The sequence below is a fragment of the Caenispirillum bisanense genome (assembly GCF_900230255.1).
In the GTDB taxonomy this organism is placed as follows: Bacteria; Pseudomonadota; Alphaproteobacteria; order Rhodospirillales; family Rhodospirillaceae; genus Caenispirillum; species Caenispirillum bisanense_A.
Genome location: NZ_OCNJ01000002.1, coordinates 214,184 through 231,763 on the forward strand (window position 1 = coordinate 214,184; position 17,580 = coordinate 231,763).

Here is a 17,580-nt window from a genome sequence, read left to right on the forward strand (position 1 = left end):
GCGTCAGCGGATCTCGAAGACGGCGTCGATCTCCACCGCCACGCCGAGCGGCAGCGACGGCACGCCGACGGCGGCGCGGCAGTGGCGGCCGGCGTCGCCGAACACCTCGACCATCAGGTCGGAGGCGCCGTTGACCACCTTCGGGTGATCGGTGAAGTCGGGCGTCGAGTTGACGAAGCCGCCGAGGCGCACGACGCGCACCACGCGGTCGAGGTCGCCGCCGCAGGCCGCCTTCACCTGGGCGATGAGGTTGATGGCGCACAGCCGCGCCGCCTTCACGCCGTCCTCGACCGACACGTCGGCGCCCAGCTTGCCGAGCACCTGCGGCTTGCCGTCCGCCAGCGGCAGCTGGCCGGAGACGAAGACCTGGTTTGCGCTGACGACATAGCCGACGTAATTGGCCACGGGCGCCGCCGCCTGCGGTATGGTGACGCCGAGTTCGGCGAGGCGGGTGTCGACTGTTCCGGCCATAATTGGTCCTCCCTTGGTGGTGTTCGATGTGTTAACCATGCGGCACCGCGCAAGGCGCCGTCGAGGGCCGTTTTGCGCCGTTCGTCAACCGCCGCACTGGGAAGGCCCGCCCGTGAGCAAGCTGTCGCTGCCGAAGGACAAGATCAAGATCGTCCTGCTCGAGAACGTCCACGACAACGCCGTGGCGTATCTGCGCTCGCACGGTTACGAGAACATCGAGAGCCACAAGGGGGCGCTCGACGCCGACGACCTGAAGGCCGCCATCGCCGACGCCCACATGGTCGGCATCCGGTCGCGCACCAAGCTGTCCAAGGACGTGCTGGCGAGCGCCGAGAAGCTCATGGTCATCGGCGCCTTCTGCATCGGCACCAACCAGATCGACCTGCACGAGGCCCAGTGCCGCGGCATTCCGGTGTTCAATGCGCCCTATTCCAACACCCGTTCGGTGGCGGAACTGGTGCTTGGCCAGGTCATCATGCTGGCCCGCGGCATCCCGCGCCGCAACTGGATCTGCCACGAAGGCGGCTGGGACAAGTCGGCCGCCGGCTCGACCGAAGTGCGCGGCAAGACGCTCGGCATCGTCGGCTACGGCCACATCGGCACGCAGCTGTCGGTGATCGCCGAGGCGCTCGGCATGAAGGTGCGGTTCTACGACATCGTCGACAAGCTGGCGCTCGGCAACGCCCAGTCCTGCGCGTCGCTGCGCGAGCTGATGGAAGTGTCGGACTTCGTGTCGCTGCACGTGCCCGACACGACGCAGACCCGCAACATGATCACCGCCACGGAAATCGGCTGGATGAAGCCGGGCAGCTTCCTGGTCAACGCCGCCCGCGGCAAGATCGTCGACATCGACGCCCTGGCCGAAGCCCTGCGCAGCGGCCATCTGGCCGGTGCTGCGCTCGACGTCTTCCCGGTGGAGCCGGCGTCGGTGGAAGACGTGTTCGAAAGCCCCCTGCGCGGCATGAAGAACGTCATCCTGACGCCGCACATCGGCGGCTCGACCCAGGAAGCCCAGGCCAACATCGGCAACGAAGTGGCCGAGAAGCTGGTGAAGTATTCCGACAACGGCTCGACCGTCGGCGCGGTGAACTTCCCCGAGGTCATGCTGCCGGTGCACAAGGGCGGCTCGCGCTTCATGCACATCCACCGCAACGTGCCGGGCGTCATCTCGCGCATCAACGACGTGTTCGGCCGCCGCGGCCTGAACATCGTCGGCCAGTACCTGCGCACCGACGAGAAGGTGGGCTACGTGGTGGTCGACGTCGACGGCATGATCGAGCCCGGCATGGGCGTGCGCCGCGAGCTGGAAGAGATCGAGGGCACCATCCGCTCGCGATTCCTCCAGTGCGAAGAGCCGTAAGCGGGCGGAACAGCCTGCTCGGGACGCGAGGGCGCCGCGGTGAAGACCGTCGGCGCCCTGCTTTTTTCGGCGTCTCGCGGGACAGCCGGTCGAGCACGGGAAAAGGCGCTGCCGTCGGGTCGAAGGCCGCCGCGACGCTACGGCAAGCTCCCGCGCGAGCCGCAAAAATTGCGCATAAAGAAGAGTGAAACACTCGGGAAATCGCCGGGCCGTGTCCTTGCCGACGACTTGTTCCGCGGGCATCGGCGGGGGCGCCCACGCCCGCGTGCGTCTGCACAGTTTTCAAATAAAAGACGCTCTATACTTCCATGACTCGCTTGTTGAGAATGATTTTCATTTGTTTGACCCCAAAAGGATTGCCTAATATGGATCGGTCATCCTTGTAATCTGCTCCGAACGACACTACTCTCCCGCTATTATTTATTGTCTTGGAGAGATCCGATGAAGGGTGATCCCGCCATCATCGCGGAGCTCAACGCCCTGCTGTCCTACGAGATGGTTGCGGCCGACCAGTATTTCGTGCATGCGCACATGTACGAAGACATGGGCTTCCACCGCCTGTTCGAGCGCATCAAGCACGAGCAGGAAGAGGAGCTGGAGCACGCGCAGAAGCTCATTCGCCGCATCCTGTTCCTGGGCGGCACGCCGGACCTCGGCACCCGCCAGACGCCGACCATCGCGGCCGACATCCCCGGCATGCTGAAGGCCGATCTGGCGCTCGAGATGCAGGTCGTCGCCGACCTCAAGCGCGTCATCAAGCTCGCCGAGGACAAGCGGGACTACATGACCCGCGAGGTGCTGATCGAGCTGCTCGACGACACCGAGGAAGACCACGTCTACTGGCTGGAGCAGCAGCTTCGCCTGATCGACGCCATCGGTCTGGAAAACTACCTGCAAAGCCAGATGGACGGGAGCGCCGCGTCATGAAGGGCAACAAGGACGTCATCAAGCAGCTGAACAAGGTTCTGAAGGTTCAGCTGACCAACATCAACCAGTACTTCCTGCACGCCCGCATGCTGAAGAACTGGGGCTACCACGAGCTGAACGAGCGTGACTACAAGGCCTCCATCAAGGCCATGAAGCACGCCGACAAGGCCATCCAGCGCATCCTCTTCCTCGAAGGCCTGCCCAACCTGCAGGACCTCGGCAAGCTGCTCATCGGCGAGGACGTGCCGGAGGTGCTGAAGAACGACCTGAAGGCCGAGATCGCCTACCGCGACGTCCTGGTCGACGCCATCGCCGTGTGCGAGACCGAGCAGGACTTCCTCACCCGCGAGCATCTGGCGGAATTCCTCGACGATGCCGAGGAGTTCATCGACTTCCTGGAGACCAACATCGACCTCATCGGTCGTGTCGGCCTGCCGAACTACCTCCAGTCCGCCATGGGCGAACTGGACGACTGATGTAGGGCGCCCTCAGGCGCCGGGCGCGCGCGTCGCGCGCTTGGCTCCCGCGGCAGGGGCCGCGCGGCGCGGTCGCGCCGTCCGATCCTTGCCGAGACAAGCTCGCCAAGGATCGGGTGGGACACCGTCCCGACAGGCACAAGGGCGGGCGGAGGCCGATGGGTCGCCGCCCGCCCTTTTCCTTGCCGCCGTCCTATTGCGCCGCCGGATAGATCACCTGCGGCGCCAGTTCGGCGTCGTGCACGGTGATGACGCCGTCGCACACCTCCAGCGCCAGCTTGCGGCGGTGGTAGTTGTCGAGCGCCTTGTGGTGGCCGATGGTGATGAGGGTGCCGGTCGGAAATTCCTCCAGCAGCAGGCGCATCATCTCCTGCTCGCCGCGGGCGTCGAGGGCATCCGTCGCCTCCTGCAGGAAGATCCACTGCGGCCGGTGCAGCAGCAGGCGGGCGAAGCCGAGGCGCTGCTGCTCAGACGCCGCCAGCACCTGCTCCCAGTTCTCGGCGTCGTCGAGGCGCGCCACCAGATGGCCGAGGCCGACGCGGCGCATGGCCGCTTCCACCGTGCCCGGCACCACCATGGCCGGGTCGCCGGGATAGGTGACGGCGGCGCGCAAGGTGCCGATGGGCAGGTAGGGGCGCTGCGGCATGAAGAAGATGGCGTCGCCCGGCGGCAGGCGCACGCTGCCCGAGCCCCACGGCCACATGCCGGCCACCACCTTGAACAGCTTCACCGCCGCCCCCGGGTCGCCGGAAATGAGCACCCGGTCGCCGAGCGGGATCTCGGCTGTCAGGTCGCACAGCACGGGGCGGCCGTCGGGGTTGGTGACGGTCAGGCCGTGGAAGGCGAGCAGCGCCTCGTCGGTCGGTTCCATGACGATGCGCGCCGTGCCGCCCTCCAGCACCGTGCCGTCGCGCAGGGAATCGAGGGCGTCCTTCAGGCTCTGCACGCGCTCCACCGAGGCGCGCCACTCGGCCACCTTGGCGAGGTTGTCGATGGGCCACGACAGGGCGCCGACCATCTGCTGGAAGGCCTGCGCCGTCTGCATGAGGATGCCGAGGCTGATGGTGCCGGCGATGTAGCGCGGCGCCGCCACCAGCACCGGGAAGGCCTGGCTCAGCACCGACCACACGGTGGTGAAGTAGAAGATGGTGCACAGCGCGTTCGTCTGGCGGTCCCAGGCGCGCCGCAGGTCGGCCCACAGGCCGCCGAAGTGGCGCCGCTCGTCGGCCTCGCCGTGCAGCAGGGAAATGGCGAGGGCGTTCTCGCGCGCATGCACCAGCCCGAAGCGGAAGTTGGCCTCGTAGGTCTGGCGGCGGTTCACCGCCCGCACCAGCGGCCGGCCGAGCAGCAGGGCGACCGAGGTGCCGATGGCGGCATAGATCAGCGCGATCCACACCAGATGGCCGGGAATGTAGAACTCCATGCCGTCGATGTGGACCCACGGCGAGCCCGACAGCGTCCACAGGATCTGCGTGAAGCTGACCAGCAGCAGCCCCGAATAGGTGAGCGAATGCGCCAGGTCGACGGCGTATTCGGTGGTGATGCGGATGTCCTCGGCGATGCGGCCGTCGGGGTTGTCGTGCTCGCCGGGCAGGAAGGTCACCAGGTAGTGCCGACCGCCCTGCATCCAGTCTTCCAGCACCCGCTTGGTCAGCCAGGCGCGCCAGCTCACCTGCAGGCGGCGCTTGGCGCGCAGGTGGGCGGTGGTGATGAGGACGTTGGCGAGGATGATGACGGCGAGCGCCCCGATGAGGCCACCGAACTGGCCGAGCGCCTTCTGCTCCAGGGCGTCGAACAGGCGCTGCATCCAGATGTTGACGGCGACGGGCACCACCACCTGGCAGACGGTCAGCGCCACCACGAGGCCGGTCAGCGCGAGCGCGTGCCAGCGGTTCGCGCCGCCCCAGTATCCGCCGGCGAGCCGCACGAATCTGCGCAGGAAGCCTACCGGGCGCTGCGGCTCCTTGACCGGAGTCTGTGGCGCGTCCGGTGCGGCCGGCCCCACCGCCACCGCATCCATTCCTCGTTCCCTCCTTGGCCCGTCCGTCCGTATGGGCGGGCCCTGACCAAAAGGATTATGCGGTGCCGTGAGGCCGCGCGGAAGAGGGGAAAGAAAACAAAGAAGAAGCGGTGCGCCTCAGGCGCTTTTCGGCTTCTGCACCGCCGTCACGGCGTCCACCAGGGCGGCGTAGTCGTCGCGGCGCCAGCCTTCCAGTTCGGCGGCGGCGTCCTCGGGCGACAGGCCGGTCGCCACCAGCACCTGGGCCGCCAATTGCAGGCTGGCCTCCAGGGTCTCCGGCACGGTCTGCGAGGCGCCGGCCTTCTTCAGCGCGCTCGACTGCATGAGGTCGCGGGCGCGGGCGTGGATGGTCAGGCGCGGGAAGTGGTGGCGGATGTGGGCCACGGCGCGCGCCGTCGCCGCCGGGTCGTCGGTGGTCACGACGATGAGGCAGGCGTCGGCGGCGTGGGCGGCGTGCAGCACCTCCGGCCGGCTGGCGTCGCCGAAGTAGACGTTCATGCCGGCGGCGCGGCCCTGCATGACGCGGTCGAGGTCGCGGTCGAAGGCGATGTAGGGGCGCTTGGCCGCCTCCAGCAGGCGCGCCACGGTCTGGCCGACGCGGCCGAAGCCGCACAGGATGACGTGGCCTTCGTGGCTGGTCGGCTTGGGCGGCTGCTCGGCCGGCACCTCGCGCGAGGCCGCGATGCGCCCGGCGATGCGGGCGCCGGCGATGGCGACGAAGGGCGTCGCCGCCATGGACAGCGACACCACCAGGATGAGGAACTGCGCCGTCGCCGCCGGCATGGTGCCGACGTTGACCGCATAGGTGAACAGCACGAAGGCGAACTCGCCGCCCTGGGCCAGCAGGAAGGCGCCCTTGACCGCATCGGGCAGGGCGAGGCCGAAGGCGCGGAACAGCGGCACCAGGATGACGATCTTCACCCCCATCAGCGCCACCACCAGCGCCAGCACCGCCGCCCAGTGCTCGGCCATCAGGCCGAAGTCGACGGACATGCCGACGGCCATGAAGAACAGCCCGAGCAGCAGGCCGCGGAACGGCTGGATGTCGGCTTCCACCTGATGGCGGAACTCGCTCTCGGCCAGCAGCAGGCCCGCCAGGAAGGCGCCGAGCGCCATGGACAGGCCGACATGCTCCATGGCCAGCGCCATGCCGAGTACCACCAGCAGGGCGGTCGCCGTGAACACCTCGGCCGAGCGGGTGGCGGCGATGACGCGGAACAGCGGGCGCATGAGCAGGCGGCCGACCACCACGGCGCCCACCAGCACCGCCGCCGCCTCGGCCACCGCCACGGCGACGTCGCCGGTCAGGCTCACCTGCGTGTCGGCGAGCAGCGGCGTCAGGGTCAGCAGCAGCGGCACCATCAGGTCCTGCAGCAGCAGCACGGCGAAGGCGGCCCGGCCGACCACGCTCGCCAGCTCGCCGCGCTCGGCCAGCACCTGCAGGCCCATGGCGGTGGACGACAGCGCGAGGCCGAGGCCGACCACCACGGCGACCGCCGGGCTGAGGCCGAGCAGCCAGCCGACGCCGCCGATGGCGAGGCCCGACAGCAGCACTTGCAGGCCGCCCAGGCCGAACACCTGACGGCGCATGATCCACAGGCGGGCTGGCTTCATCTCGATGCCGATGATGAACAGCAGGAAGACCACGCCGAACTCGGCGATGTGGCGGATCTCGGCGACGTCGCCGATGAGCCCGAGGCCCCATGGCCCGATGGCCGCGCCGGCCGCCAGATATCCGAGGATGGAGCTGAGGCCGACGCGCGTCGCCAGCGGCACGAACAATGCCGCCGCCGCCATGATCACCAGCAGCTCGAACAGCGCGCCGCCGCCTGTACCCCCGCCTTCCATCCGGCTCCGTCTCCTGTTGTCGCCCGTCGTGATATCAAACACTTGCGAACGCGGCCACTGTTCCGCGCGTCCAGGATGTGCCCATAATGGCACGCGACGCGCCTGGAAAGGGAAAAGACGGAGACAACCATGCAGAGGCGCCGGTTTCTCGCGCATGCCGCCGCGCTGGCGGCCTGTCCCCTGTGCGCCGCCGCCGCGGGTGCGGCGCGGGCCGCCGAAGGGGCCGGCCCGGCGTGGGCCTACGAGGGCGCGCGCGGCCCCGCCGCCTGGGGCGGCCTGGCACCGTCCTACGGCGCTTGCGGCAGCGGTGAGCGGCAGAGCCCCGTCGATCTCGGCAACGCCACCCCGGCCATGCTGGCGACCCCCGACGTCGACTGGCCGGCCATGCCGCTGGTGATGGCCAATACCGGCCACACCATCGTCGTCGACGCCACCGCCTACGCCACCATGGGCCTCGGCGCCGACGGCCAGGACTGGCGGCTGAAGTCGTTCCACTTCCACCACCCGAGCGAACACACCGTCGAAGGCCGCGCCTTCCCGCTGGAGATCCACTTCGTGCACGAGGATGCGGAAGGCGGCCGCGGCCTCGCCGTCGCCGGCATCTTCGTGCGGTCGGGCAGCTTCAACCCGACGCTCGAGACCATCTTCTCGGCCATGCCGCGCGAGCCCGGCCTGCGCGTTACGCTCGACACCCTGGTGACCCCGGCGCTGCTGCTGCCCGAGCAGCGCGAGACCTGGCGATACCACGGATCGCTTACCACGCCGCCGTGCACCGAATCGGTCCGATGGGTGGTGTACACTCAGCCCATCGAGGCGGCGGCGGAGCAGATCCAGGCCTTCGCCGGGCTGTTCCCCATGAACGCCCGGCCGGTCCAGCCCCTCGGCCGCCGTCACCTGCTGCTCGACTTCTTCTGATCCCGAGGCCCCTGCCGCGCATGCCCGCTCTGCCCCGTCTGCCCGTCGCCTTCGCCGCCTGTGCCCTGCTCGCCGCCTGCGCCCAGACCATGGACGCGCCGCCGGCGCCGCTGGCGGGCACCTGGCTGGTGGACGGCGTCTACGACAGCGGCACGCGGCTGCCGACCGAGGCGGAGCGCCAGGTGCTGCGGCATCAGGCCATGCGGGTGACGGCGGACCAGATCACCGACCCGCTCGGCCGCAACTGCCCCGACCCGACCTACGAGGTGCGCGGCACCACCGCCGCCGACTGGTTCGGCTTCGGTGGCTCGTGGCTGGAGCGCCGCGGGCCGGACGTGCCGCTGACGGCCGTGACCGTGCTGTGCGGCGGCCGCGCCTTCGACGGTTACGCCCTGCGCGAGGACGGTGCCCTGGTCGGACGCTACAAGGACGCCTATCTGGTGCTGCGCCGCGAGGACGACCCGCGCGTCGCCGAGCGCCTGCCGGCCATCGAGCAGGCGCGCTACAACCGCGTCATCTCGCCCGGCGCCGCCGCTGCCGCGCCCGCGCCGGTGGTCCGCGAGGCGACGGAGCAACGGCGCGAAGCCCCCCAACAGTCCGCCGCCGCCGTGCCGCCGCCCGAGGTGCTCGGCCCGACCCGCGCCGACCTGGCCGCCCGCGAGAAGGCGACCGCCGCCGCCCCGGCCGCGGGTGGGCCTGCCGTGCACCTCGCGTCCCTGCGCGACGACGCGGGCGCCGCCGCGGAATGGGCCTCCCTGCAGGACCGCGTGCCGCGCCTGCGCGACTGGGCGGTGCGCTTCGAGCCGGTGGAGATCGCCGGCAAGGGGCGCTTCGTGCGCGTCCTCGCCGTGCCGCCGGACGGCGTCGACGCCGCCGCCGCTTGCCGGGCGCTGGAAAAGGACGGGCAATACTGCCGGGTGCGGAAGTAGGCGGCGCGCCGCCTCAGCCTTCCATCGCGCGCCGCCGTCGCCGCCCGAGGCGCAGCTTGAGCCGGGTGCCGGCGTCGCGCACCCGCGCCAGCGGCGCCACCAGCCGCGCCAGCCACGCCGGCAGCAGCAGGCGCCGCGCCGGCACCGGCGCCAGGCCGAGGCCGAGGGAGCGGATCTCCCCCTCGTCGTCCAGTTCGCGCACGATGATCTCGGCGGCCCCCATGGGGATGCGGTCGCCGGGCGTGGCGCGGCCGTCGAACACCAGCTCGAAGGTTTCCGCCAGGGTGCGGGTGGGGTCGAGGCCGGGCGGCGTCGGCAGGCCGTAGAGGGCGGCGACGCCGTCGATGGTCGCGTCGGGGCTCAGCGGGAAATCGCCGAAGAAGGCGGTGTCCGACAGGTCCGGCCCGTCGGGGCGGGCGAACAGGCGGTCGAGCAGCGGCACGTAGCGCGGGTTGATGAACACGTAGACGTAGTCGCCCAGGCGCAGCGCGCCCGCCTGCCGCCATGGCAGCGAGCGGCCGTCGCGCACCACCAGGGCCGGGCGGGCCCAGCGCGGCACCCGTTCGCCCTCGGTGACGGCGGCGTGCTCGGTGATGCGGTAGATGACCAGCTCGTGTCCGGCGCGGTCGGGCAGTTCCAGCTCGAAGCGCTCCACCAGGCCCGAGCGCGACGGTACCAGCATGCCCAGGCGGTGCGCCACGGCGCGCACCGACCAGCCCTGCACCACCAGGCTCACCAGCACGATGATGAAGGCGGTATTGAACAGCGTCTGGCCGTCCTCGATGCCCGCCACCATGGGCACGATGGCGAGCAGGATGGAGACGGCGCCCCGCAGGCCCACCCAACTGGCGAACAGGGTCTCGCGCGCCGTGAAGCGGAAGGGCAGCAGCACCAGCCACACCGCCAGCGGCCGCGCCGCAACGATGAGGAACACCGCCAGCGCCACCGCCGGCCACGCCACGGCGCCGAAGGAGGACGGCGTCGCCAGCAGGCCGAGGGTGAGGAACATGACGATCTGCGCCAGCCACGTCATGCCGGCCTGGAAGCGCTTCAGCATGGCGGCCTGCGGCAGGGTGTCGTTGCCCGCCGTCACGCCGGCGACGTAGACCGCCAGAAAGCCCGAGCCGCCGACCACGCTGACCAGCCCGAACAAGGTCAGCGCCAGCGACAGCACGGTCAGCGGCGACAGCATGGCGTCGAGCCGCACCCGCCGCATGACGAAGACGATGGCCTTGCCGCCGGCGAAGCCGCACACGAGGCCGAGGCCCAGCTGCTGCACCACCGTCAGCGCCACCTCGGGCCCGAGATCCCCGAGGCCGATGCCGGCCGCCGCCATGTCGGCGAGCAGGATGGTGAGGAACACCGCCATGGGGTCGTTGGAGCCCGACTCGATCTCGAGCGTCGAGCGTACCCGGTCGCGCAGCTTCATGCCGCCGACCCGCAGCAGGAAGAACACGGCGGCGGCGTCGGTGGACGACACGATGGCGCCGAGCAGCAGCGCCTGGATCCAGTCGAGCCCCATGAGCAGCCGTGCCGCCACGCCGACCAAGCCGGCGGTCAGCAGCACGCCGACCGTCGCCAGCGCCAGCGCCGGCCCGGCGGCGAGCCGGAAGCTCTTCAGCGGCGTGCCGAAGCCCGAGTCGAACAGGATCACGGCGAGCGCCAGCGACCCGACGAAATAGGCCGCGGGGGCGTCGTCGAACTCGATGCCGATGAGCCCGTCCTCGCCGGCCGCCAGCCCCATGAGCAGGAACACGAGCAGCAGCGGCGCGCCGACGCGCATGGACAGCAGGCTCGTGAAGATGCTGAGGGTGATGAGCCCGGCGCCGAACAGAATCGCGATGTTGACGGCGTCGAGCACGGGCGGCGGACTCCTGGCGGGCGGTGGGAAGGGGGCGGCGGCGGGAGAGTCTTATATGGCCCCCGCCGCGCGCCCTTACAACGCTCAGAACGGCCAGAAGTGGGGGATGAGCAGGATGCCGGCGGCGCCGACGATCAGGTTCATGGGCACGCCGATGCGCAGGAAGTCGGCGAACTTGTAGCCGCCGGCGCCGTAGACCAGCGTGTTGGTCTGGTAACCGATGGGCGTGGCGAAGCTGGCCGAGGCGGCGAACATCACCGCCACCACGAAGGGCCGCGGGTCGACGCCCAACTGCTCGGCGATGCCGATGACGATGGGCGTGATGAGCACGGCGATGGCGTTGTTGGACACCATCTCGGTGAACAGCGACGTCAGGGCGTAGACCACGGCCAGCACCATCCACGGCGACATGTGGCCGACGACCGCCATGACTCCGTCGACGATCCACGCCATGGCGCCCGTCGTCTCCATGGTGCGGCTGACGGCCAGCATGCCGAAGATCATCACCAGGATGCGCCAGTCGATGGAGCGATAGGCCTCGTCGGGGTCGATGCAGCGCGTCAGGATCACCGCGGCGACGGCGATGACCGCCAGGCTGACGATGGGCAGCACCTCCATGGCCGCCAGGGCCATCACCGCCAGCACGGCGGCCAGCACCACCGGTGCCTTGCGGCGGCGGTAGGGCAGTTCCTGCGGCTCGGTCAGGTTGACGATGCCCTGTTCCTCGGACAGGCGGCGCACGTCCTCGGCCGCGCCTTCCATCAGCAGGGTGTCGCCGACCCGCAGGGCGACCGATTCGAGCTTGGCGCCGATGTTCTCGCCGCGCCGGTGCATGGCGAGCGGATAGACGCCGTAGCGGCGGCGCAGGCGCAGGTGACGCAGCGTCTTGCCCAGCATGGGGCTTTCCGGCGCCACCAGGCCCTCCACCACCATGGTCTGGCGGCTGCCCACGGGTTCCACCGCGTGGGGGTCGTGGAAGGTGACGGCGCTGTCCTCGCGCAGCGACATGACCTCGTGCACCGGCGTCTTCACCAGCACGCGGTCGCCCGCCTCCAGCAGCACGTCGTCGAGGTCGCGGCGCAGCGACTCGTCGCCGCGGATGACGTCCACCAGCCGCCGGTCGTGGCGGGTGAAGACGGCGCTGTCGCGCGGGCGCGTGCCGATGAGCGGCGAGCCCTCGGGGATGATGACTTCCGTCAGGAAGCGCGGCCGCTGGTCGCCGGCCAGCATGTTGGAGACCGTGGAGCGGTCGGGCAGCAGCCGGTGGCCCACCAGCACCAGGTAGAGCAGGCCCACCAGCGCCAGGACGAGGCCGGGCAGGGTGATCTCGAACATGCCGAAGGGTTCGAGCCCGCGCTCGCGCGCCACGCCGTCCACCAGCAGGTTGGTGGAGGTGCCGATCAGGGTCGTCGTACCGCCCAGGATGGCGGCGTAGGACAGCGGGATCAGATAGCGCGACGGCGCATGGCCGAGCCGCCCGGCCAGCTTGATCACCACCGGGATCAGCACGATGACCACCGGCGTGTTGTTCACGAAGGCCGACACCGTCACCACCACCACGATGACGGCGGCCAGCGCCAGGCTCGGCTGGCGCTTGGCGACCGAGGAGACAGCCTCGCCGAAGGCCTCGATGGCGCCGGTCCGCATGAGCGCGCCCGACAGGATGAACATGGCCGCCACCGTGATGGGGGCGGCGTTGGAGAACACGTCCAGCAGTTCCCCGACCGGCAGGATGCCCGTGGCGAGCAGCGCCGCCACCGCCCCGAGCACCACGGAATCGGGCGGGAAGCGCTCGCTGACGAAGGCGACGAACACCGCCACCAGCAGGGCGATGACGAACAGCGCCGAGGGGTCGGGAAGGGTCATGGAGCGGCGGATCGTCCCGGCACAGTGGGCGAAAGGTGCTCGACTATACCTGCGCGATGCGCCCGGGGATAGCCGCTGCATCGTCCTCCGCCGCGGACGGCTCTTCCGCGCCGGCGCTGTCGGGCACCGCCGGCAGGACGAAGTGGAAGGCGCTGCCGGCGTCGGGTTCCGAGGTCACCCAGATGCGGCCGCCGTTGCGCTCGATGATGCGCTGGCAGATGGCGAGGCCGACGCCGGTGCCGGGGAACTGCCCCGGCCCGTGCAGGCGCTTGAACAGGCCGAACACGCTGGTCAGGCTGTCGCTCGGGATGCCGATGCCGTTGTCGCGGACGGTGAACTGCCAGCCGTCGGCCACCCGCGCTGCCAGGATGGTCACCTGCGGCCGCCGCACCGGGTGGCGGAACTTCAGGGAGTTGCCGATGAGGTTCTGGAACACCTGCATGATCTGCAGCGGCTCGACGTAGACAGTCGGCAGCCGCCCGGCGACCACCGACGCGCCCGTCTCGCGGATGGTGGCGGCCAGGTTGTCGAGCGCCGTCGACAGGGCGATGGCGGCGTCCACCGGCTCCGGCCGCGCCGCTTCCGAGCCGAGGCGGGAGTAGGTGAGCAGCCCCTGCACCAGCGCCCGCATGCGCAGCGCCCCTTCCTCGATGTACGACAGGAACGAGCGGCCGTCGTCGTCCAGCCGGTCGTCGAAGCGCCGGCGCACCAGCTGGGCGTAGCCGACCATGGTGCGCACCGGTTCCTGCAGGTCGTGGGAGGCGACGTAGGCGAAGCGTTCCAGTTCGCCGTTGGACCGGGTGAGTTCGTCGAGGGTGCGGCGCAGGGCGTCTTCCATGGCTTTGCGCTCGGTCACGTCGGTCAGCACGCAGACGATGCCGACGGTGATGCCGGCGGCGTCGCGCACCGGGGCGCAGGCCGCCTCGAAGGCATGGCCGGCGGCGACGATCCCGGTGGAGGCGGAGGCGCCGGCGGCGGCGCGCTCGACCACGGCGTCGAAGCCCGGCACCGCGGCGGCGGCGTCGGCCAGCAGGCGGCCGGGGGCGAGTTCGGCGATGTCGGCCAGCAGCGGCACCATGCGCCCTTCCAGCAACTGGATGCGGCCCTCGGCATCGGTGACGACCAGCACGACGGGGGCATTGGCGATGACCAGCCGCAGCCGCTGCTCGCTCTCGGCGAGGGCGCGCGCCTGGACGGCGCGGGCGTCGTCGTCGTCGGCGATGCTGCGGGCGAGGCGGCGGGCGCGGGCGAGGAACACCCCGAGCAGCGCCAGCATGGCGAGGGAAAGGGCCGCCATGGTGGCGAGCACGGTGGCGTCGAGGCGGGCGCCCGGCATGTGCGGCGTCCAGCTGGCGGTCGCCACCGGCGCGCCGTCGAGGGTGGTGAGCCGCCTGCTCGCCGCGTGTTCCGCCGGCAGGGGCTGGCCCGGGGCGGTGAGGGTGAGGCCCTTGAGCTTGTAGCCTTCGGCGATCTCGGCCAGCCATTCGGGGTCGAGCCGGCGCGCGACGACCAGAACGGCCTGCGGATCGGGCGTCGGCGGGCTGTCGGCGCGCTCGGGCACGAAGCGGGAGACGCCGACCACCGCCGGCTCGCCGTCGAGCAGGGCGAGCCCGGCCGCCCACTGCGGCTGCGGCTCGCTGGGGGCGGCGCGGGCGGCGCGCACGAGATCGGCGAAGCCGGCGCCCAGGGACGACGCCTCGGGCGGCGTCATCCGCTCGCCATCCCTGGCACCGTAGAGCAGGTCGCCGCCGCCGGCGATCACCAGCGACAGGTCGGCGCCGAAGGCCTCGGACAGGTACTGGCCGATGTTGTTGTCGCCCCACACGGGGTCGGGGGCCACCAGCACGTTGGCGATGGCGTCGTCCCACCAGGTGTAGTCGCGCGCCGTCATGCCGAAGCGCCGTTCTTCGGCGGCCAGCACGGTGTGCAGCAGGTCCACCGAGGCGTCGGTGGCGGTGCGGGTACGGGCGCGATCGGCGAGCACCCACAGGGCGGCCATGGCCACCACCCATACGACGACGATGAGCAGGACGGCACGCACCAGCCGGCTCAGGAGCGCGACGGTCGGGGACGCCGGAACGGGGGGTGGCTGCGCCAAGGGTGGGAACATCCGAATGCCACTAACGAATGAATGGTATCAGCGCCGCGCCGCCGCGTCATCCGTGGCGTGATCGGGCCATCCGGGGCCGGGGGCGGGAGGCCTGCGCGAACCTCCGGCGGGCTCCGCCGTTTAGCCCTTCCATGGACGGCACCCTCTTCATCTTCGTCGCGACCACCATCGTCGGCGGCGTCGCGGCGCAATGGGTCGGGTGGCGCACCCGCATCCCGCCCATCGTGCTCCTGTTCGGCCTCGGCCTGGTGGTCGGGCCCGTCACCGGCCTCATCCGGCCGGGCGAGCAGCTCGGCCACGGGCTCGAGGTCATCGTCGGCATGGCGGTCGCCGTCGTGGTGTTCGAGGGCGGGTTGAAGCTCGACTTGCGGGAATTGCGCGAGGTCAAGGTGGGGATCTCGCGCCTCGTCGTGCTGGGGCTGCCGCTCAATTGGCTGTTCGGGACGCTGGCGGCGCACTGGATCGTCGGCGTCGGCTGGGGTCCGTCGGTGCTGTTCGGCGCCATCATGGTGGTGACCGGCCCGACCGTCATCCTGCCGCTGCTGCGCCAGGTGCGGCTGAAGCGGCGGCCGGCCTCGCTGCTCAAGTGGGAGGCGGTGGTCAACGACCCGTTCGGCGCGATGATCGCCGTGCTGGTGCTGGAATACCTCATCGTCGTCGCGCCGCACGAGCCGGACGGCAGCGGCGCCGTCGCCCTGCTCGGGCGCGTCATGCTGGCGCTGCTGGCGTCTGGGATCATGGCGCTGGCGGCGGCGCTGGCGGTGCGGCACGCCTTCCACCGCGACAAGGTGCCGGAGGTGCTGCGCACGCCGCTGCTGCTGGCCGGCGCCCTCGGCCTCTATGCCGCCGCCAACCTGCTGCAGGCGGAGGCCGGGCTGTTCGCGGCCACCGTCTTCGGGCTGGCGCTGGCGAACCTGCAGATCACCGGCCTGAAGCCGCTCAGCCGCAACAAGGAGTCGCTGAGCACCATGCTGGTGTCGGCGCTGTTCATCCTGCTGGCGGCCAACCTGTCCTTCGCCGACTTCGAGACGGTGCCGTGGGCGGTGGCGGTGCTGGTGGGCGTGGTGCTGGTGGCGGTGCGGCCGGCCGCCATCCTGATCGCCACCCTGTGGAGCGGCCTGCCGTGGCGGGAGCGCCTGCTGGTCGCCTGGATCGGGCCGCGCGGCATCGTGGCGGCGGCCCTGGCCGGCATCGCCGGCGGCCGGCTGGCCGACGCCGGCTATCGCGGGGCGGACCTCATCGAGCCCATGGTCTATGCCGTCATCGCCGCTTCGGTGGTGTTCCAGGGCATGACCCTCGGCCCGCTGGCGCGGCGCCTCGGCCTGCGCGGCGGCTCGCGGCCCGGCATCCTCATCGTCGGCGCCAACCCGTGGACCACCCGCCTGGCGCAGGTGCTGGGCGAGGCGGGGGTGCCGGTGCTCATGGCCGACCAGTCGTGGGCCGCCCTGCGGCCGGCGCGCGAGCACGACATCCCCGGGCTCGCCGTCGAGATCCTGTCGGCCGAGGTGGAGGCGGCGCTCGACAGCGGCTTCGCCGACTACGTGCTCGCCGCCACCGAGGACGACGCCTACAACGCCCTGGTCTGCGCCCGTTTCGCGCCCGAGTTGGGGCGCGAGCGGGTGCACCAGCTGGCGCTCGCCCACGGCAAGTCGCGCGACAGCCGCCGCCTGCCGGAGCTGGACTGGCGCGGCAAGATCGTCGCCGCCCCCGGCCTCGACTTCGCCACCGCCAACGACCTGCTGCGCGAGGGCTGGCGGTTCGAGGTGCGGCATCCGCAGGCGCTCGACGGATCCATCGGCGATCAGGTGCGCGGTCCGGGCGACCTGCCGCTGATGATCCTGAAGGAGGACGGCCGCATCGTCTTCAACACGCGCGAGCGCACCGCCCGTGCCCGCGACGGCGACTGCCTGGTCTACTTCGCCCCGCCGCCGGAGGAATCCCCGGCCCGAGCCGACGCCCGGCTGGCGGCCGACTGACCGCCGGCGGCCGCGGCGGCGGGCGATCTTTCGGTATATCCGGCTATCCTCATGCTGGCCGCGACCGGCCCCCCGTGGGTTGAACCGGCGCATGGCGACTCCGCATACTGTCGGGGGTGGTTTCCGGCCGGCGCGACGCCGGCCGGCGGAGAATTGATGCGACAGTCCCGCTAACGAGGCCGGATTCCGCCATGCTCGATGCTTCCGCCCTGCGCCACCATCTGCCCCGCCTGCGCCGTCACGCCTACCTTCTCACCGGATCGCGCATGGCCGCCGACTGCGCCGTCGCCATGGCGGTGGCGCGCCTGCCGCGCGACCCGTCACGGCGGCCGCAGGCGCCGTCGCTGACCGCCGTGTTCCGGGAACTCCACGCCGCGACCGAACAACTGGTCTGCCCCGCCGATGACGGCCTGCCGCCGCTGCACGTGCGCCTGCTCGCCCTGCCGGCGGAACAGCGTGGCCTGGTGGTGCTGGTGACCGTGGAGTGGGTGTCGTTGGACGAGGCCTGTGCCGTCTGCGACGTGGCGCCGCACCACGGGCCGGAGCTGCTGGCCGAGGGCCGGGCGGCGCTGGAGGCGCGCTACCGGCCGGGTCGCCTGTCACGCGCCCTGTGAGTGGTGCCGGGGGAAGGCAAAGGCGGCGGATCCATCGTCACGCCGGATGTCGGGGTGGTCCACGTGGCGATGGAACGCGCCGCCTTCGGGTGAGAAACACCGGAAGTCGACATCGTGTTCCACTATGGACCGGACTTCGGTGTCGTCTGGGAAAACCTGACGCATCCGTCGGTTTCGTTTGACGGTGACTTTCCCGCGTCTGTCGCG

13 protein-coding genes are annotated in these 17,580 nt (G+C 71.0%); 7 read left to right on the forward strand and 6 right to left on the reverse strand.

Annotated elements, in window-relative coordinates:
• Nucleotides 1–3: 3 nt before the first annotated feature.
• On the reverse strand, nt 4–471 hold the full coding sequence (locus tag CRP50_RS05470; protein ID WP_097277979.1) for a RidA family protein: 468 nt from the start codon (nt 469–471) through the stop codon (nt 4–6).
• Between the two features lie 112 nt (nt 472–583).
• Here CRP50_RS05470 and serA point away from each other — a divergent pair, with 112 nt between their 5' ends.
• From serA to bfr (CRP50_RS05485), 3 genes are all read left to right on the forward strand, one after another.
• Nucleotides 584–1,831, forward strand: coding sequence for a phosphoglycerate dehydrogenase (gene serA / locus CRP50_RS05475; protein WP_097277980.1), 1,248 nt, complete (start codon nt 584–586; stop codon nt 1,829–1,831).
• Nucleotides 1,832–2,272: 441 nt separating this feature from the next.
• Complete coding sequence (bfr, locus tag CRP50_RS05480; protein WP_097277981.1) at nt 2,273–2,758, forward strand: bacterioferritin; 486 nt, start codon at nt 2,273–2,275, stop codon at nt 2,756–2,758.
• Nucleotides 2,755–3,234: a bacterioferritin gene (gene bfr, locus CRP50_RS05485; protein ID WP_097277982.1), complete on the forward strand. Its 480-nt coding sequence runs from the start codon at nt 2,755–2,757 to the stop codon at nt 3,232–3,234. The genes bfr (CRP50_RS05480) and bfr (CRP50_RS05485) overlap by 4 nt, the downstream gene beginning before the upstream one ends.
• Before the next feature lie 193 nt (nt 3,235–3,427).
• Here the strand turns inward: bfr (CRP50_RS05485) and CRP50_RS05490 are convergent, their stop codons facing one another.
• Nucleotides 3,428–5,254 (reverse strand): ABC transporter ATP-binding protein/permease, encoded by a 1,827-nt coding sequence (locus CRP50_RS05490; protein WP_097277983.1) that lies wholly within the window; start codon nt 5,252–5,254, stop codon nt 3,428–3,430.
• A gap of 117 nt (nt 5,255–5,371) precedes the next feature.
• A complete protein-coding gene (locus CRP50_RS05495) occupies nt 5,372–7,102 on the reverse strand; it encodes a monovalent cation:proton antiporter-2 (CPA2) family protein (protein ID WP_176525043.1) in 1,731 nt (576 codons plus the stop codon).
• Between the two features lie 129 nt (nt 7,103–7,231).
• Here CRP50_RS05495 and CRP50_RS05500 point away from each other — a divergent pair, with 129 nt between their 5' ends.
• Together CRP50_RS05500 and CRP50_RS05505 are read left to right on the forward strand one after the other, a co-directional pair.
• The gene (locus CRP50_RS05500; protein ID WP_097277985.1) at nt 7,232–8,017 is read left to right on the forward strand and encodes a carbonic anhydrase; all 786 of its coding nucleotides are present in this window, start codon (nt 7,232–7,234) and stop codon (nt 8,015–8,017) included.
• 20 nt (nt 8,018–8,037) lie between these two features.
• Nucleotides 8,038–8,946 (forward strand): hypothetical protein, encoded by a 909-nt coding sequence (locus CRP50_RS05505; protein ID WP_097277986.1) that lies wholly within the window; start codon nt 8,038–8,040, stop codon nt 8,944–8,946.
• Nucleotides 8,947–8,959: 13 nt separating this feature from the next.
• Here the strand turns inward: CRP50_RS05505 and CRP50_RS05510 are convergent, their stop codons facing one another.
• The 3 genes from CRP50_RS05510 to CRP50_RS05520 form a co-directional block, all read right to left on the reverse strand.
• On the reverse strand, nt 8,960–10,807 hold the full coding sequence (locus CRP50_RS05510; RefSeq protein WP_097277987.1) for a potassium/proton antiporter: 1,848 nt from the start codon (nt 10,805–10,807) through the stop codon (nt 8,960–8,962).
• 84 nt (nt 10,808–10,891) lie between these two features.
• Entirely contained in the window at nt 10,892–12,673 is a 1,782-nt protein-coding gene (locus CRP50_RS05515; RefSeq protein WP_097277988.1) for an SLC13 family permease, read from the reverse strand.
• A gap of 43 nt (nt 12,674–12,716) precedes the next feature.
• A complete protein-coding gene (locus tag CRP50_RS05520) occupies nt 12,717–14,771 on the reverse strand; it encodes an ATP-binding protein (protein WP_176525044.1) in 2,055 nt (684 codons plus the stop codon).
• 143 nt (nt 14,772–14,914) lie between these two features.
• Between CRP50_RS05520 and CRP50_RS05525 the strand changes: the two genes are divergently transcribed.
• The gene (locus CRP50_RS05525) at nt 14,915–16,759 is read left to right on the forward strand and encodes a cation:proton antiporter (RefSeq protein WP_176525045.1); all 1,845 of its coding nucleotides are present in this window, start codon (nt 14,915–14,917) and stop codon (nt 16,757–16,759) included.
• 191 nt (nt 16,760–16,950) lie between these two features.
• Nucleotides 16,951–17,373: a hypothetical protein gene (locus tag CRP50_RS05530; protein WP_097277991.1), complete on the forward strand. Its 423-nt coding sequence runs from the start codon at nt 16,951–16,953 to the stop codon at nt 17,371–17,373.
• Nucleotides 17,374–17,580: the final 207 nt, after the last annotated feature.

What these genes read in the sequence shown, in the direction of transcription:
- CRP50_RS05470 (WP_097277979.1), bottom strand. Translation starts at nt 471, where the DNA reads ATGGCCGGAACAGTCGACACCCGCCTCGCCGAACTCGGCGTCACCATA.
- bfr (WP_097277981.1), top strand. Translation starts at nt 2,273, where the DNA reads ATGAAGGGTGATCCCGCCATCATCGCGGAGCTCAACGCCCTGCTGTCC.
- bfr (WP_097277982.1), top strand. Translation starts at nt 2,755, where the DNA reads ATGAAGGGCAACAAGGACGTCATCAAGCAGCTGAACAAGGTTCTGAAG.
- CRP50_RS05490 (WP_097277983.1), bottom strand. Translation starts at nt 5,254, where the DNA reads ATGGATGCGGTGGCGGTGGGGCCGGCCGCACCGGACGCGCCACAGACT.
- CRP50_RS05495 (WP_176525043.1), bottom strand. Translation starts at nt 7,102, where the DNA reads ATGGAAGGCGGGGGTACAGGCGGCGGCGCGCTGTTCGAGCTGCTGGTG.
- CRP50_RS05500 (WP_097277985.1), top strand. Translation starts at nt 7,232, where the DNA reads ATGCAGAGGCGCCGGTTTCTCGCGCATGCCGCCGCGCTGGCGGCCTGT.
- CRP50_RS05505 (WP_097277986.1), top strand. Translation starts at nt 8,038, where the DNA reads ATGCCCGCTCTGCCCCGTCTGCCCGTCGCCTTCGCCGCCTGTGCCCTG.
- CRP50_RS05515 (WP_097277988.1), bottom strand. Translation starts at nt 12,673, where the DNA reads ATGACCCTTCCCGACCCCTCGGCGCTGTTCGTCATCGCCCTGCTGGTG.
- CRP50_RS05525 (WP_176525045.1), top strand. Translation starts at nt 14,915, where the DNA reads ATGGACGGCACCCTCTTCATCTTCGTCGCGACCACCATCGTCGGCGGC.
- CRP50_RS05530 (WP_097277991.1), top strand. Translation starts at nt 16,951, where the DNA reads ATGCTCGATGCTTCCGCCCTGCGCCACCATCTGCCCCGCCTGCGCCGT.